The organism is Chroococcidiopsis thermalis PCC 7203, from assembly GCF_000317125.1.
GTDB lineage: Bacteria > Cyanobacteriota > Cyanobacteriia > Cyanobacteriales > Chroococcidiopsidaceae > Chroococcidiopsis > Chroococcidiopsis thermalis.
On the sequence record NC_019695.1, the window covers coordinates 4,389,710 to 4,405,521 of the forward strand.

At 44.3% G+C, this 15,812-nt stretch carries 13 protein-coding genes and 1 pseudogene; 7 read left to right on the forward strand and 7 right to left on the reverse strand.

Annotated elements, in window-relative coordinates:
* Nucleotides 1-4 precede the first annotated feature (4 nt).
* Nucleotides 5-1,456 carry an FAD-binding protein gene (locus CHRO_RS18970; RefSeq protein WP_015155844.1) on the reverse strand — a complete coding sequence of 484 codons (1,452 nt, stop codon included), beginning with the start codon at nt 1,454-1,456 and terminating at the stop codon, nt 5-7.
* Nucleotides 1,457-1,784: 328 nt separating this feature from the next.
* Between CHRO_RS18970 and CHRO_RS18975 the strand changes: the two genes are divergently transcribed.
* Complete coding sequence (locus tag CHRO_RS18975) at nt 1,785-3,143, forward strand: AAA family ATPase (RefSeq protein ID WP_015155845.1); 1,359 nt, start codon at nt 1,785-1,787, stop codon at nt 3,141-3,143.
* On the forward strand, nt 3,143-4,018 hold the full coding sequence (locus tag CHRO_RS18980) for a DUF4435 domain-containing protein (RefSeq protein WP_015155846.1): 876 nt from the start codon (nt 3,143-3,145) through the stop codon (nt 4,016-4,018). Before CHRO_RS18975 ends, CHRO_RS18980 begins: the two co-directional genes overlap by 1 nt.
* 142 nt (nt 4,019-4,160) lie before the next feature.
* Here CHRO_RS18980 and CHRO_RS18985 read toward each other — a convergent pair whose 3' ends face one another.
* Nucleotides 4,161-5,276 carry a hypothetical protein gene (locus CHRO_RS18985; protein ID WP_015155847.1) on the reverse strand — a complete coding sequence of 372 codons (1,116 nt, stop codon included), beginning with the start codon at nt 5,274-5,276 and terminating at the stop codon, nt 4,161-4,163.
* Nucleotides 5,277-5,462: 186 nt separating this feature from the next.
* On the opposite strand from CHRO_RS18985, the gene CHRO_RS18990 reads away from it, so the two are divergent.
* Nucleotides 5,463-6,065 carry a DUF1819 family protein gene (locus CHRO_RS18990; protein WP_015155848.1) on the forward strand — a complete coding sequence of 201 codons (603 nt, stop codon included), beginning with the start codon at nt 5,463-5,465 and terminating at the stop codon, nt 6,063-6,065.
* An 85-nt stretch (nt 6,066-6,150) separates the two neighbouring features.
* On the opposite strand, the gene brxL is transcribed toward CHRO_RS18990, so the two are convergent.
* The 4 genes and pseudogenes from brxL to CHRO_RS34855 form a co-directional block, all read right to left on the reverse strand.
* The gene (gene brxL, locus CHRO_RS18995; protein WP_015155849.1) at nt 6,151-8,169 is read right to left on the reverse strand and encodes a protease Lon-related BREX system protein BrxL; all 2,019 of its coding nucleotides are present in this window, start codon (nt 8,167-8,169) and stop codon (nt 6,151-6,153) included.
* A 65-nt stretch (nt 8,170-8,234) separates the two neighbouring features.
* Nucleotides 8,235-10,013 (reverse strand): BREX-1 system phosphatase PglZ type A, encoded by a 1,779-nt coding sequence (gene pglZ / locus CHRO_RS19000; RefSeq protein WP_219335963.1) that lies wholly within the window; start codon nt 10,011-10,013, stop codon nt 8,235-8,237.
* 3 nt (nt 10,014-10,016) lie between these two features.
* Nucleotides 10,017-10,793 carry a hypothetical protein gene (locus CHRO_RS33490; protein WP_181246558.1) on the reverse strand — a complete coding sequence of 259 codons (777 nt, stop codon included), beginning with the start codon at nt 10,791-10,793 and terminating at the stop codon, nt 10,017-10,019.
* Nucleotides 10,790-11,584, reverse strand: a pseudogene (locus CHRO_RS34855) (Rpn family recombination-promoting nuclease/putative transposase). Before CHRO_RS34855 ends, CHRO_RS33490 begins: the two are co-directional and overlap by 4 nt.
* A gap of 45 nt (nt 11,585-11,629) precedes the next feature.
* On the opposite strand from CHRO_RS34855, the gene CHRO_RS19015 reads away from it, so the two are divergent.
* On the forward strand, nt 11,630-11,983 hold the full coding sequence (locus CHRO_RS19015) for a XisI protein (protein ID WP_015155850.1): 354 nt from the start codon (nt 11,630-11,632) through the stop codon (nt 11,981-11,983).
* A 108-nt stretch (nt 11,984-12,091) separates the two neighbouring features.
* Here the strand turns inward: CHRO_RS19015 and pglX are convergent, their stop codons facing one another.
* A complete protein-coding gene (gene pglX, locus CHRO_RS19020) occupies nt 12,092-14,746 on the reverse strand; it encodes a BREX-1 system adenine-specific DNA-methyltransferase PglX (RefSeq protein ID WP_015155851.1) in 2,655 nt (884 codons plus the stop codon).
* 58 nt (nt 14,747-14,804) lie between these two features.
* Between pglX and CHRO_RS19025 the strand changes: the two genes are divergently transcribed.
* From CHRO_RS19025 to CHRO_RS19035, 3 genes are all read left to right on the forward strand, one after another.
* Complete coding sequence (locus CHRO_RS19025; protein WP_015155852.1) at nt 14,805-15,197, forward strand: class I SAM-dependent methyltransferase; 393 nt, start codon at nt 14,805-14,807, stop codon at nt 15,195-15,197.
* A 79-nt stretch (nt 15,198-15,276) separates the two neighbouring features.
* Nucleotides 15,277-15,492 carry a hypothetical protein gene (locus CHRO_RS19030; protein ID WP_015155853.1) on the forward strand — a complete coding sequence of 72 codons (216 nt, stop codon included), beginning with the start codon at nt 15,277-15,279 and terminating at the stop codon, nt 15,490-15,492.
* Nucleotides 15,489-15,803, forward strand: a complete 315-nt coding sequence (locus CHRO_RS19035) for a hypothetical protein (RefSeq protein WP_015155854.1) — start codon at nt 15,489-15,491, stop codon at nt 15,801-15,803. The genes CHRO_RS19030 and CHRO_RS19035 overlap by 4 nt, the downstream gene beginning before the upstream one ends.
* Nucleotides 15,804-15,812 lie beyond the last annotated feature (9 nt).

Below are 15,812 nucleotides of genomic sequence, written 5' to 3' on the forward strand. Positions count from 1 at the left end.
TGTGCTAGAAAATCCCCTGACCTGGTGTAAGTAGATTGTCGGGATCGTAACGGCGCTTGGCGCTGACTAGCTTGCCCCACACTGGATGAAAGTGTTGTTTCCAGTCGGCTTGGGAAAAAGGAACAGCATCAATTGGGTAGCGATATCCATCCAGAGAACGGTTACGCTCGAAGAACGTGCGGTTGTCAGCTAGCATTTTGGCGATCGCGCTAGCATCAGGTGGTGCAGTGCGTAGAATAGCAAACAGGAACACGACTGCCTCATCAGGAACCCGAAACAGCGGTAGTGTCAAGCGGTCTGTCGGCACGGGATACAGTAGCACTGGACCCTGACCCGTATCTGATAAAGTCAAGCCAGAGACGATCTCTCCAACAAAGCGATCGACCACTGTTGCTGGGACAAATAAATCTAACCAAGGATGCGGGTAAAACCAAGCACCATTCTCCTTTAAAAAAGCCACAGTTGGAGCTAACCGATTGGCAAAATCAAAGTAAGACTTGTCTTCAATCTGCTCTGTACCCTGACTGTAGCTCAGCCCAGCCAGCAAACTGTTGTTGTTTGGCTTATTTGGTGGAGTATAAAAGCTAGCTGCTTCCAGCAAATAGCGCCATCCACCACTGGCATCGGCTACGACTTGACCTTCTACGTAGTCGAATCGTTTTTGAGCAATTAGTAGGCGTTGGTCGCCAGTCAAAGCAGCCAGCTCGTTGTAAAACAAGAGAAATACGCGGGAATTTTGGGCAGCAGGAACCAGACGAACTGTTGCCCTGACGATAATGCCACATTGACCCAATCCTGCCAGCACTGCTTCAAACAAGTCGCGATTTTGGGTACGCGAACAAGTTTCTAAGTTGCCCAAGCCCGTCACTACCTGAAGCGATAGAACATTATCCACCTGCACGCCGTAGCGATGGCTCGTACCGCCGATCCCACCAACTGCTAAAGTGCCACCAACAGATAGCTCGATGTAATCTGTCAGGACGGGGGGTGTTAGTTGTCGCTCTAAGGATGATTGCAGCAGTTGACTCCACAACAAGCCTGCATCTACTTCTGCCCGCTGTGTATCAATAGAATGAATCGTGTTGAGCGTACCCATGTCAATAACTATCCCCGCCTCTACCTGGGATTGACCGTAGGTGGAGTGAGCTTGACCGCGTGCGGCAACTTTTAGTTTATGGCTGCGAGCAAACCGCACGATCCTGACGACATCTTCAACCGAACCTGGTTTGAGGAGGGCAGTTGGGTAGCGGCGCACCAGATGACCGAAATCATCAGCGGCAGCATTGCGCGTCGTAGCATCGGTGTACAGTATGCCATCCAGGGGTGGCAGTGATTCAAATTCAGATGCAGCACTGGCTGATGTCACCCACTCTCGGTTAACTAGATCGAACCCAACAACGATCGCGATTGCGATCGCACCTTGCAAAACTTGACGGCGTGAGGCATTGTGCTTCATCAAGAATTCCCCAAACTACCTTTGACAGGCTGAAACTCTTTTGCCCGATAAGAACTGCTTCAAACTTAAATGGCGGTATTTCTCATTGGAGTTAATAAAATTTGTGTCGGGGTAGTCAGAGCGGCATTGCATCATGATTTTGAGCCATTCAATACCTTATGAATTTTCGATAGCAATGCCCAGCCCCGATTGAGTAGGAAAGGAACCACAGCGTATTGAGTAATTGATGTCTCGCTGTACGCAACTCACACTACAATGCGAAGGACAAGTGCAGTTATAGTAGTTACAATCAAAGTCAGACAGCCTATGGCTATGGAACCAGAGGATTATGCGAATTAAGCAAATTTCCGTTAGTGGTTTATTTGGAATTTTCGATCATGTAATTCCATTGAATATGGACGAACGGATCACGATTGTTCATGGACCGAATGGCTTTGGAAAAACAGCAGTACTGAGAATACTGAATGGATTGTTTAACTCTCGATACTCAGAATTAAAAACTATTCCATTTAGTACTTTTCAAGTTGCATTTGATGATAATAGTTATGTTGAAATAATAAAAGATTCTAGCGATGCTGATAAAATAGATAAAAAGAGGAACATAAGTTTTAACTTTTATAAGCATGGATTGGAGAAATGTTCCTTCCTTCTAAAGAGTGCAAAAGCTCGTGCCGATCTAGATTCGTTGATTGAGATTTTCGACGATGTGATACCTGGGCTTCGTCGAATAAATTCTAAAACCTGGCGATATATTCCTACTGGCGAAGCTCTTTCTATAGAAGAAGTCATAGATCGTTTTGAAAACCTCTTACCTTCAAAAATGAGGTTAATACAAGAACCCGATTGGTTGGAAAAATTAAAAGATACTATTCATATTCGTCTTATAGAATCGCAACGATTGCTAAATTTTGTTCCTATACGTTCATCTAAATATTTTTATGAATCCCCTACAATGTTACCAACTGTATCTGCATATTCTGATGAGCTTGCAAAACTTATGCGAGATAAGTTTACTGAATACGGTACAACATCTCAATCTCTTGATAGAACTTTTCCATTAAGAGTAGTAAAACAACAGCTATCACCAGATTTAACAGACGAACAACTTCGTTCGCAATTAAATGAACTTGAAACAATCCGTTCTCGCTTGATAGAAGTGGGTTTATTGGACAAGGATGAAAACTCAGATTTTCAAATCCAGCCTCAAGCTATAGATGAAAGTACCAAAAACATACTATCTGTATATGTTGAAGATGTAGAAAAGAAGTTAAGTGTTTTTAATGACATAGCAAGTAAGATTGATTTGTTAAGAAACATCATCAATAAAAAATTTATGTACTCTTATAAGCAGATGAATTTTAGTAAGGAGAAAGGTTTTATATTTACAACACACTATGAATCATCTTCCTCATCCAATTCAAAAACTCTCTCACCAACAGATCTATCATCTGGAGAGCAGCATGAGTTAGTTCTTTTGTATGAATTACTATTTAAAGTTCAGCCTGATTCTTTAGTATTGATTGATGAGCCTGAGCTATCTCTTCATGTAGGATGGCAGGTGCAGTTTTTAAAAGACTTGCAAGAAATAACAAAACTAGCAGACTTGGATGTTTTAATGGCAACTCACTCGCCTGATATTATTCAGGATCGTTGGGATTTGACGGTTGAACTGAAAGGATCGAACTAGTGAGAGATTTGCTTTCGGTTGACCGTATTGCTAACCAAATTCGCTTAAGACGAAGTACTTATTCAGGTACTTTTTTATTGGTAGAAGGTGCTTCTGACAAAATTTTTTACGAGCGTTTTATTGATAGATCGGCTTGTGAAGTAGTTAGCGTTCCAGGAAAACCTTCTAGTAAATTACGTGTAATTGAAGTTTTGAAAATTTTGGAAACATCAAACTTTCATGGAGTTTTGGCAATTGTCGATGCAGATTTTGAACGGCTTGAAACTTTCCTGTACAGCAGTCCTAATCTACTCCGCACTGATACCCACGATCTTGAAACTATGCTGATTAAATCGCCAGCATTCAATAAAGTGGTGACTGAACTAGGCTCTGAACAGAAGATTCTCCAATTTAATCGAGATGTAAAATTAGTATTACTCGAAACTGGGATGTCGGTGGGTTATTTACTGTGGATTTCTCAGTGTGAGCAATTAAACCTGACCTTTGATGGTATTACATTTAGTAGTTTCATTGATGAGCAAACTCTACAAATTGATGAACTCAAACTGATTAGAGTAGTTAAGAATAAATCCCAAGCATTCTCTTTAAAGGATGAAGATCTAAAACAACGGCTAATCAGTCAGAAAAGCGATTGTCACGATCCTTGGCAAATCTGCTGCGGTCATGACTTAGTAGAAATCTTGTCGCTTGGCTTACGTAAAGCGATCGGCTCTAACAAAGCTGCTGACGTTGAACCGAACAGTCTTGAACGTAATTTGCGGCTTGCCTACGAAGAAGTCTACTTTTGTGAGACACAACTCTACTTGGATATTCGCATATGGGAAAGAAACAACCAGCCATTTAAGGTTTTGCGGAGTAACATACAACTTTTATAGTACAAACTTCCTGCATCACTTTGGTATTCGACCTGTGGTGCGATCGCCCTTCACCATCATCAACAAACCAGCGGGCGATCGCCCTTAAAGGCAATTCTCATCAGTAATGTAATTACTGTTGATTAGACAAAGCACTATTGGACTAGAGTAACCTAGCTCGGCGCAATCGTTCGACGAAAGCATTGCGTTTACTATACTGCCCGTAAATTTGATTCAATTGCTCTTGAAATGCTGGATATTGATCTCGATATTGTGCTAAATCTCGTAGCTGCACTAATAACTGAACGGCGCGATCGTAGGTCTTGGCTTGGGGCTTTTGTAGCAGTGTTTCTACTTCGTCCCATGCTTGTGTTTCCCGTCCAGCCAATGCCTGTAGTTCCTGAATTCGTCTGGCTTCTGCTGCTTGTTGTTGGTGTTTTTCTGCCTCGGCTCGCTCTGTTTGAGCTGCATCTAAAAGCTGTTGAATGGTTCGCTTAGATCCATCGGGAGAAGGGGAAGTAGCGATCGCACCCAACAATTCTTGCCTAAACTTGACAGATAGGTGGGGTTCTGCTCTCGCCAATCGCAGCAGGAAAGCATCGCACTCACTGCGGGATAACTGAGAGATCGCTTGCTCGATTGTTTGTTCTGAAACAACTGTCGGTTCGCTGCTAGAGGCGGATGCAGCTTTGAGCAAATGCTCGTCTAGCTGAAAAATTTCTTTAAAGGCTGCTTGAACATTGGAGAGTTGATTCAGTCCAGAAGGAACTGGAGGTTCTAGTTGTGTTGGCTCCAAAGTGATGTATTCTGGCGATCGGGTAATGGCTTTGAGCCATGCTAAGTACAAGCCCCGATAGTCTTGTTGGAGAATCTCTTGGCGTAGTCCGACCAGTTGTGAAAGAATTCCTTCTCCTTCGATCCAATAATCAAATCCTTCCTCTTGGCTAAATTCCCAATCTAAAATGGCATAGTCCCCCATGTAAGAAAGACTGATGCAATCCTCAAGACAATAGGGTTCAATAGCATTTGAGTCGATGAGGGCTTTGGGGAAGCGAAACGCCAACTGTTGCGTACCCCAATTGGCAATGTAATAGAATGCGTCAAAGTATTTTGCCAAGAGTTGCTTGGGGTCGCCTGGAAGATCGCTATAGCTGTAAGTAAACACAGCTTTGGTGGTACTTAACTCCACACGGCTGGAGAGTTGAGCGATCGCTGCTTGTTCTTGCTTGGTCAGCGATCGGTCTAGAGTTTGGAATTCGTAGTACTGATATTCGCTCATGCGATCGATTAAAGCTGCAAAAGTGCATAAAGCTTAAATTTGAAATCCAGGGCTTGAGCTTGCTGGAATTTTTATCAGTGGTGGGTAGGATTTATTGTAGCCCTAGAAGAGTTGATGAGAAAGCTACGAGGGATGTACGTAAGCGCGATACGAGAGCGATCGTTAATAGATTCCTACTCTACCACTATGACCGAAACCACTTATGCTGCTCGAACTAGCCACGCTTTTGTGTTGACTGAAACTGCAACGGTTGCCCAACTGATACATCAAGGCGTAACCCAGGAGCAGATTCGCACGCAAGTATTAGTAGAAGACTTGTTCGGGCTGCGCTCCCAAGTTTCTCGCGCACGGGCGCTGCAAACTATCCTTAAACGCCTTGGGCAAACAACAGAGGCATACATTCAATTTATTGCTACTGGCAATCCTGACATTCGCCGACTTACTATCCTGTTCCTCATCCTGCGAGAAGATCGCCTGCTACGGGAATTTATCGCTGAAGTCTTGCTGGACAAAATTAAGGGTTGCGATCGCTTAGTAACTCCTGCTGACTTACGGACTTTCTTTGAAACCAAGCGAGACTCTTGTTCTGCTGTGGCTGCGTGGTCAGAATCTACCTACAAAAAAGTTGCAAGCAACACCTTACTGGTACTGGTCAATGCGGGGTTGTTGCAGCCCACCTCACCAAAAGGGAATTATCAAATTCGCGCCGTTCCCATACCATCCGCTTTACGTCAGCAACTACTTGCTGATGGGTTGGGTTATTACCTGAGTTTAATGTTAGACGTTTAATTCAACGCAGGGGAAGGGGGAATCTATATGTAGCTTCTCCCCTCTGCTCCCCTGCTCCCAAGCGCAGCGATGCCCCCCTGCCTCTTCAATCTACTGCCAGTGCTTTAAATACTGCGTCTACAGGATCGGCGTAAAATGATGTCTGAAATTTTGCAAATAACTCTGGTGGGACGCTAACTAAGTCTACGGCACTTGCCATTGGTAGGAGAACGCGCTTAGCACCAGCATCAAAGGCTACTTGCAGGCTAGCTGCTAGATTGTTGACTGGGTTAATCGTACCACCTAAAGTCATCTCACCAAATATGGCTAATTGTGTCTGGACGCTCCGTTTTAAGGAAGCGGAGCATAAGGAAACAAACAAAGCTAATCCACTTTCCTCCGGTGTCCCAGCTCCTTGCAAGTCGAGTAACTGGAGCAAGAAATCCCAATTATTTGGGTGTATGCTGCTGCTAACCCGTTGAGCGTTAGCTTTAAAGTAATTGATGGCAATGTTTACACTATCTTTCATCCTGGTAGCGCTCGCGCCCCCAGTGCGTACCAACTTGCCACTACCTGGTACTGCTTGCAGTTCGAGTTTGAACGTGCCGACGATACCGCTATCCCCAGTACTGACAAAGTATAAGTGACCAGGAGTTAGTATGTCTTGGCTAATCAAGCTCGCTCCACCTTGTTCTGGAACTGAGACAAAATGTTCTTCTAAAGTTTCCAAGTCAATGTAGCTGAAATGCACGTCGTAAAATTCCATCCCACCAATTTTCTTGAGCTGTTCCTTCACCCGCCGCCGCACTCGTAGGGCGTACACCAGGGCATCGCGCACGTCGTCTTTGCTAAACGAGCCATCGGGGAAGAGCAACTTCAGCAGTCCCGATACAGTTTTGCGGACTGCTTGTACATCCCGTTGCTTGAGATGATTACCTAATCGAAAGTAAAGGTCGATCGCATCGGCAAAGCTGCGTTTCCGCATTTCCCGCAGCCACTCCGCCAAGTAATCTACGATAAAACCGTACTGATTGGTAAAATTTTCGGGGCTAAATTTGGGAATTTCCCAACCAGGGATATAGGCGTGAAAGCGATCGAAGAAGGCAGTGTCAATCATAGCTTCGGGGAACGGTGCTAGCAGGTGAGAAGTTTTCACCAAGGATTCCACGCTTTGATTAATGTTGCCGACAAACACCATAGAAGCATTGGCGGTAATCTCTGCCTTACCCCGTGCAAATGAACCCGATGCCATGTAGTCTTTCATGATTTGCACGCCATCATTATCGTGGAAGCTGATGCCTGCTACTTCGTCAAAGGCAACGACATCAAATAAACCTACCAGTCCTACGCAGCGGCTGGACATATTGTAAAACAGGTTTGCTACTGTGGTTTTTCCACCAGAAACCAAGATTGAGTTGGGAGAAACTTCTTTGTAAACGTGAGATTTGCCTGTAGAGCGCGGTCCCAATTCGCAGCAGTTGTAGTTATTTTCACAAAGGGGTACTAAGCGGGCAAGTAAATGCCACTTCACATCCTCACTGGTAGTGGTGGGTTCTAGTCCCGTCGAGCGAATCAGCAAGTCAATCCATTCGCTACGAGTAAAAGCTGGACGACCTGCAAACAGTTCATCCATATTCACGCTGGGCATTTGGATCGGTTTGAGGCTTGTCACAATGAAGGGGCTGGGTTTCATCCCAGCTTCGTACTCTAGTTGCAGGATGCACCAAATACCACCACCCAGGAGTTTTTGGTTAGGTTTGACGATTTCAGAATCAATCACTATGCCCTTGACACCCAGGTTCATTAATGCGCCCTGGTAAATGTCATTTTTCTCGTTGAGTGTAACTGTCACGCGATCGATGATGGTGAAGCGCCCTAATTCCCGAATCTTAGATTTAACCTGTTCTGCTTCGTCAGGACGGACGTAATTCTGAGCTAGGATGTTTTTTACACGAGTAACGCCTTCCTCAATGGTGGTTTCATCGTCAGTAGCACAGTACATACCCAGTAGGTATTCCAGCACGTACACGGGTACGTTAGCACCCTCTTTGATCCGCTTGGTCAAGTCTTTCCGTACTACCTTTCCAGGGTAAATGTTGTTGAGTTTTTGGTTCAGGTCGTCCATTGGGGAGAAGTGGCAGGGGGGCAGGGGGAGATGATTTGGTATCATCTACTGGGTGAAGATTTCGATCAGAAGTCTCCAAAGTCGTTGGCGATTCCTAAACTAACTGTCCAAGGTTCTCGCAGCAATTCACTCTCGTCATCTGCATCTTTGACGATTAAATAGGCGTTAGTAGGGGGATTAGCGGTAGTTACGGTCAACCGCAGGTTAATTTCCCGATCGCTGGGATGGGGGCTATTGCTACTTAATTTAGCTCCTCTCACGTCTGTAATGGGTGTATTCGTTTGGGGATCGTATAAGGCAACTGTAATTTGACGCGATCGCCATCTACCCTCAACTGCTTCAGTCTGTACTAATGTCAAGCTAAAGCGATTATTCGTTACCCGTCGGACTCTCGCACTTACCTGTACTCCTACTTTACGGGCTGGTCCCTCGTCGCCTTTTGCCCTTTGGTGATGGTAGGTAATGACTGGTACGCAGATTTCCTGAAGCGATGCCCCGCCGTGGACAAACTGCGCCCCCGCCCCTTGGACGGCAAAGCGTAAACTACCACGGGGTACAATGGCAACACCATCTTTTAAATATGGCAAGTTGAAGTGCAGCAAGGTTGAGTCGCTCACTTGCTCTCGTGCTAAGAGGTAGCGGCGTTTGCTTTCTAGCACTGCTTCGCTACTCGGTATGGGTCGCTTGTCTGCTTCTTGAATCGGGCGGCGTTGGTACAAAAACCCGTGATCGGCGGTAATAATGACGTTTGTACCGTTGATAGAATTACAAATTTTCTTGACTAGCCGTAGCAGTTCACTAATTGCCTGTTCGCAAGCTGAGAATACTTGGCGTTCGCTTGATGCCTTATCTCCAATTGCATCAATGACGTTGTGATAAATGTAGATGAGGCGATACGGTTGCACGGCAGCCCGTCCCTCGTCTGTATTCATCTCTAGTAAGTTTTTGGCATCAATTACCGTAGCTTCTACACGGCTATTTTGATTCAGTACCTTTTGCCTTGCGATCGCTCCTTTGGTACTCAGCCCATCGAGTAAAACATCGTCACTACCTGGAATAAGTTCTAACCTCGACCCTGGAAGCAGTGCTGCCATTCCCAATCGCGTGACGCTGGGTAAAACTCCAAATTGCGCCTCTATGCTAGTTTCACCCCGTATTTCTTTCTGGATTATCTCCTGGAGTTCGCTGGCGACTTCGTAGCGCAAGGCATCGGAAATAATCACAAATGCTTTCTCGCGATCGCTCCGTTCTAAAATTGGTAGCACGTACCTAGCAAAAAACTTGGTTTGAGAAGCTATACCTGCCAATTCCCAGCGTTCGTCAAGGGCATTAGACCAAGCATCTCCTAGCTCATCCAAAAACCATTGGGTGTATAAATTCTCTACGTCTTCAATTAAGCCCTTCAGGATGTCCCCATGAGCATCATCACTCTTCGTAATAAAGTGGCGGTAGGCTCGGTCAAAGGAATGTAAATTGCTAGCATAGGCTTTGAAGAGGGTAGGTGCAGGCTGGCGGAATCCTTCGGTATACTGCTGCTTAAATTCCAACAGCGCGATCGCGGCTTCTATGGCTTGGTAAATCTTCTCATACTTGGAAAACCAAATTAGAGTGTGACGCGCCTGTAACCAATTGCGCCAAGGGGCTAGTTGTGCTGTTGGCTGCCCTATCTGAGAACGTAGTGTTTTGACGCAGGTACGAATTAAAACCTGGTCTACGACCTCAAAGCTAGCTGCTTCATATAAAACTTCTGGCTCTAAATGCTCGATCGCATCAAATATCTGTAATTGTTCTGCTACTTCACTACTAAGGATCTGCCAGCCAGGATAATCCTGCTGGTCGCGCATCCACTAATCGATAAAGGCATAAGCCCGTTGTCCAGGCGTGATAACTCGATCTGCTAACTGAGGCGGAATTGCACCGTGCAGCGATTTAGCGAAATGAGTGACTAGCAACTGCACGAATAACTTGTTTAAGCTGGGATTTTGCGTAGGGAAGTCGGTGTGTTCTTGGACTATCTCCCAGAAGGCTGCTGGGGAGACAAAACGCTCAATGTCAGACCAAAGGGAATTATCGGACTCTAACAATCCTCCTAGCAGCACCCGTCGGATCAACGTACCTGCGTCAGGGACTTTTAAGCCTGCGAGAACGGAAAGCATGGCGAGGAGTAATCCCCGTTCGTCGCTATCAGGGGAGATAGCCATTGCTTGCAGGGCTTCTGTGCGCTTGCGGTTTTTGAAAAATTTTATCTGTTCTCGAATTACACTCTCTAGGCGGCGCTGGCGCAGTCCTAAATCAGCGTAGATCAGAGCAGCAGGATCGGCAGAGAAGGTTAAGCCGCTCTTTTGGATATCCAGCAGCCAGTTTTCTTGGGGCGCAGGTTCGGGAAAAGGGGCGTACAGGAGAAAGGCTTGAGTCGGTTGCTCGATTAATAGGCGATACTTGACGGTGAAGGGAGTGTCAATCAGTTGGATTTTCTCTACACCTTCGAGCTGGAGTTCGTCGAAACTGCTGGCAAATTGCCGATCGGGATCGTACCAAAATACAACCCGTTGTCCTGAGTGCGACCAACGGGCGGAATCATGGAAGAGGTTTTCTAGGGTGTTTTGGATACGGGCGGTGTTCATTCTCCTGGTTTTTCTGCTTCAGCAATTTGTAATTGTTGTACTTGTTCCACCGTTAAACCTGTCACTCTTGCCACTACTTCAATAGACATTCCCTCTTTTAACATATTGATCGCAACACGTCGAATCCCCTGTTCGATACCTTCAGCTCGACCTTCAGCTCGACCTTCAGCTAGTAATAATTGATAAGTTACTGACTCTTGCATAATATCTCTCCGTAGCAAACGCTGAATCTCTTCTTCTTCCAATACTAGCCCAGCTAGGATGAATGCAGATGCAGCAAGATTGCTCTGCGTTCGTTGGTTGGTAATATTGTTAATTACTGTTGCGACTTCCTACAAAGTATTAGTTTTATTATCGGTATTACTTAAAACAGCAAATGGAAGTAAGCCAGGAGTTTGCAAAAATATTTCTGTTGGTTGTTCCCATAGACGAATTACTTGGAAGCGATGAAATGTTTCTTCAAGAGTAAATGTAGTTTGCCCAACCAGTTCTGAATTAGTTTTTTGTAAATAAATCACTACTTGACGCATCTGTTTGCGAGGAAAGCGACGATATACCCGCAAACGGTAGTCTGCCATGCGAAAAGGAATATTTCCATCCGGTTGAGTTTGAAATTCGATGTGCAAAACTATTTCATCTGATTGCCGTAAGATGAGAGCATCGGCACGAATTGGTTCTAGGGAAAGTTCTTTAGGACTTAACTGGGTTAAGGCTATTGGTTCGCCTAGCAGCCAAGTAGCGAAATCGTTGGAAAAATTCTCGACTAGGAACTTACAGAGATTATCGAACATGAAAAAGTTAATATTTGTGAATCTAAAAAAAGAGGAGGTTTTGCAATGAACGAGCTAGAAAAATATCGTAGTGCTATCAAAGTTATATTAACAGAATATTATGAAATAGCTAATATTCAAGTTACGGAAAATAGAGAAGTTGAGGCAAGCGATCGCCTAGCTTTTGATGAAACACGAGATCAATATCTTTGGTTTCGTTTTGGTTGGGAGGGAAAAAAGCAGATCAAGTATATCATCATGTATCTCTGCATTAAAAACGGCAAAATTTGGGTTGAAACAGATGCAACTAATTTCTGCGTTGTTGACGATTTACTATCTGCTGGCATCCCTCAAAGTGATATTGTTTTAGGGTTTCATCATCCCAGTAAACGAGAATTGACAGAATTTGCTATTGCTTAATACCATTTCTGTTTATCATTACACCAGTTTCAATCCTATAGCCCCCCTTAAAAAGGGGGGTTGGGGGGATCTTCTAGGCGCGAAGTTTGAAAGAAATGGTATGACTCATTACAATAACTCCCTTTTCCATTGAGAAGCTTTCTCTAAATCTGCCATTTTTAAATCAGAGCCTTCATAAACCAAGCCTTTGAAGCGAGTGTAGTTGTAGGCTACTCCATCGTCAAGGTTGAGTGTAATTCGCGCATCGGCTAGGGTTTGCAGCTTGGCTTGGTAATCTCGCAGTTCTAGCTGTTGGGCTTGCAGTTCTTTTAAGCGGTTGGTGGCGGCTTTTTTAGCGGCGCTGGAACTGGCGTTGTCTAGCTGTTGTTGCGATCGTGCAATTTCACCGTCTAATTTGACTTGCAATTCCAAAACGTAATCGGTGCGGATGCGGGCGAGGGTGTCTTCGTTGTAGCGGTGTAAGTAGACTAATGCGCCAAAGGCTCGTTTTTTACCACTAGTAAATAGCCAGTAAATAGGACGCTTTTTATAAGTTTGAATGTGGTCGGAGATGAATTCTTGCACAAAGTAGCGACGGATGCGTTCTTGGGCACTTTCTCCGTTTTTAAGTTTGAGGGCGTTGGCGATGAAATTGAGATTTTCGGTGAGGGTTTCGGGACTGTAGGCGACGCGCAGAAATTCTATGAAGCGGGTAACGATGTCGTCATCAAAGTATGCTTGGTCGGTAATCGGAATAATTGCATTACTGCTGGCGGGGAAGGTTTGGTGTAGGGTGGGGTCGAAAGGTTGTCCGGCGTGAATGAGTCCTGGTTTGTCGAGAGAATAGCGCCCCATCATACAGCCAACTGCGTAGGAGATGAGGGAACGGATATCTCTGTCTAAGTCGGCGCGGCGGATGGTGATTTGGTCGTCGGGTACTTCTGGGGTAAGTTCGTCTTGTAAGCCGTAGGCTTCTATCCAGTAGCAGTTGTTTTCTTCTTCAAGGCGTTGGAGTTCGCGGAAGGCGGTTTCTGATTTACTTTGCCAAATGGTGAAAGCTTCGCTGAGGTGTTTGGTGTTGTGACGTAATAGCGGATGGGTTGGGAAGTCCCAGGAGGTTTCAAAATTGTCCCAGTCTTGACGAGAAATTTCGATAGCTGATAAGGCAATATTTTGAGCATACGTATGCGATTCATTATTGACTGGCGCAGGTAAATTTTTGATATCACCTGACTGAAAATTAAGTGTAGAACTTATAACTTTAATTAACTCAAAAGCAACGTTAGAACACATATATCCCAACAGCCAATAAATATAATTTTTGCTTGTAAATAATGATGGACTTGCATCATCAAAAATTAATTCTTTTGGTAAAAAACGTACACCAAAAAACGACGAACTTATTTTTGACCACGTAATACCCTGAAGAAAGTAATATTTGGCTCCTGGCAATGCTTCAGCTTGTCCAACTTTGACCCTATACTCTCTCACTTCTTCCCCGTCATTCAAGTAGTTAATAACGTATTCCAAATTTCCGTACCATCTTCTAAATTCTCCACCTTTGCTTAATGCAAACCAAGATTTAATTGAATTATTTTTACCTTTAGTTGAATATTTCAAATTTGTGCGCTCAATACTTACTTCTTGCCAACAACGTATAAAACGATCGTTTTTATTGGTTGCTATTCCTTTAGTAGTAACAGCAATTTTACCTAAGTTATGACTTTGCCAAAAAATGTTAAAAATATTTTTACAGACCCAGTAAGCGATCGCACTCCCTGGTATCTTCGCAAAGTCAGCTTGATTAACTCCAAAATACCTATGTTCACCACTGAGGTATTTTTTCTCTTTCGACTCAGCACTATTATAATTAACTAAACGAACATAATTTCCTGTTCTATCTTGAGGGCTTTGTTTACTCAATACAAAAGTTGTTGATTGTACAACTTCGCCACCTATTTCAGGAAAGGCTCTTGCTCCCAAGTGAACCATTGACTCTATAGTGTATTTTGTCAACAATTCTTTTCGTAAATTTTCATAACTACTGAGGAACATCCAAGAATGTTGATTGATGGTTGCCATAAACCCAGTATTAGCAACCATCTTTATACACAGTTCCATAAAAACAGCAAATAAATCACTTTTACTGTTTTGATAATTCGTATTAACAAACTTTTTGACTACATCATTAAACGAGCCGCTACCCATGTAAGGCGGATTTGCCACCACAACCCAATACTGATTACTCAACAACTCTGCCTGTAAAAGTAACCCTTGCAAAGCTGGAACATATTCTCGAAATAGTGGATTGCGATCGCTATTTTCCAACTTCTCCAATTGCGCTTTCAACTTCTGTGCATCAAAAGGTGGTGGCGTAATCAAACTTCCCAAATTATCGGCATTCTTAAAAGCCTCAACTAGCGGTTCCCAATCTTCAGCTTTCAATTCCGCAGCAGGCGGTAAAGTCTGACTATGAGTAGGACGCACCGCTGTAATATTCAAAGCAGGTGGCTGCCGCAGAATCCGCGAATTTTTCGCCCGTGCCTTCATCAACACGGCAAAACTTGCCAACTGCGCCGCACGTTCATCAATATCTAAACCATACAAATTGTGCGTCAAAATCAACGCCGGAATATCCCGTTCTAGATAACCTTGCTCCTTGTAAATCTCAAACAGCAAATCAAACGCATACACTAATATATGACCGCTACCACAAGCAGGATCGATCGCAGTCAGCTCTTGGGGTGTTAAAGACTTCTCCTTCTTGACTAGGCAAGGGGGCAAGGGGGCAGGGAGCAGAGGGGAGAATTGAGTAGGGGAATCCGCTACACCAGCGAGTTGTTTGGAGCCATCGGCTGGTTTTGGTAAGCTAGCGACTTCTCTACAGCAAGCAGGAGCGATCGTCGAAGTTATCGAACCAATTCCAGAATTGCAAACGAGCCTATCACTACAAGGTTTACTACTAATTGGCTCGGACTTTCTGACTACTCCCAATCTAGGCGATCGCTACGAGCGAGTCGTACAAAATCCTCCTTTCTCACAGCAGATATCTCACGTGAAAAGAGCCTATCAATGCTTAAAAGTTGGAGGCAGGCTGGTCTCGCTTGTGAGTCATAGTCCTTGGCAATACAATACCAGTTTTTACAAGCAATTTCGGTATTGGTTAAACGCAGTTAATGCCCAAGTTCAGGATTTGCCTTGGGGATTATTTGTCAATAGCGTTAGCGAAGCTTAACGAAGTTATCGCTATACCTGTGTAGAGTGCTGCCTCATCATTATCGACAAAATTTAGAGACAAAATTGGAGAAATTATCGTGGCTAAAACAAAGTCAGAGGTAATTGCAGAAGCCGCAACGATTTTAACTGCACGCCATCCCAACAAAGAAGACCCGCTCAAAAGAAGGGAAACCTTAAAAGCTAGCTTTAGCTGGTTGTGCAGAGAGCTAAGTGAAGACCAACCAGAAGCCAGTGCAGAAAAGATTGTTGGTTACGTCAAAGGTATTTTGGCGCAAAAGCGCCGATTGAGATGAAAACACGGGAACAGGCAAATACTCCACTAATTGTCTGTTCCCGATCGCAAGCACCTTTGATTATGCCAGAAATTCAGACTCTCAACCAGCTAGAAAGAAAACTCATTTCCTTTGGCGTAACACCTCAACCAAAACAAACCGCAAGAGGTAGTATTTGCCTGCCTGTTAAATATGTAGGAGCGGGTTTTGGCGCTGTTCTCTCTTGTGTAGGCGGTCAACCTACAGAACGTTGGTGGGGGCAATGCAGTCCTACCGTTCAACACAGAATTAGAGAACACTTTGGTGCATTCCAAGCAGTGGATGCTCTCTAGACTCTAGTT

Bases quoted from the DNA above. Each gene is read 5' to 3' on its own strand.
- CHRO_RS19015 (WP_015155850.1), top strand. From the start codon at position 11,630: ATGAACGAGCTAGAAAAATATCGTAGTGCTATCAAAGTTATATTAACA.
- brxL (WP_015155849.1), bottom strand. From the start codon at position 8,169: ATGGACGACCTGAACCAAAAACTCAACAACATTTACCCTGGAAAGGTA.
- CHRO_RS18990 (WP_015155848.1), top strand. From the start codon at position 5,463: ATGACCGAAACCACTTATGCTGCTCGAACTAGCCACGCTTTTGTGTTG.
- CHRO_RS19035 (WP_015155854.1), top strand. From the start codon at position 15,489: ATGAAAACACGGGAACAGGCAAATACTCCACTAATTGTCTGTTCCCGA.
- CHRO_RS18970 (WP_015155844.1), bottom strand. From the start codon at position 1,456: ATGAAGCACAATGCCTCACGCCGTCAAGTTTTGCAAGGTGCGATCGCA.
- CHRO_RS33490 (WP_181246558.1), bottom strand. From the start codon at position 10,793: ATGAACACCGCCCGTATCCAAAACACCCTAGAAAACCTCTTCCATGAT.
- CHRO_RS18985 (WP_015155847.1), bottom strand. From the start codon at position 5,276: ATGAGCGAATATCAGTACTACGAATTCCAAACTCTAGACCGATCGCTG.
- pglZ (WP_219335963.1), bottom strand. From the start codon at position 10,013: ATGCGCGACCAGCAGGATTATCCTGGCTGGCAGATCCTTAGTAGTGAA.
- CHRO_RS18975 (WP_015155845.1), top strand. From the start codon at position 1,785: ATGCGAATTAAGCAAATTTCCGTTAGTGGTTTATTTGGAATTTTCGAT.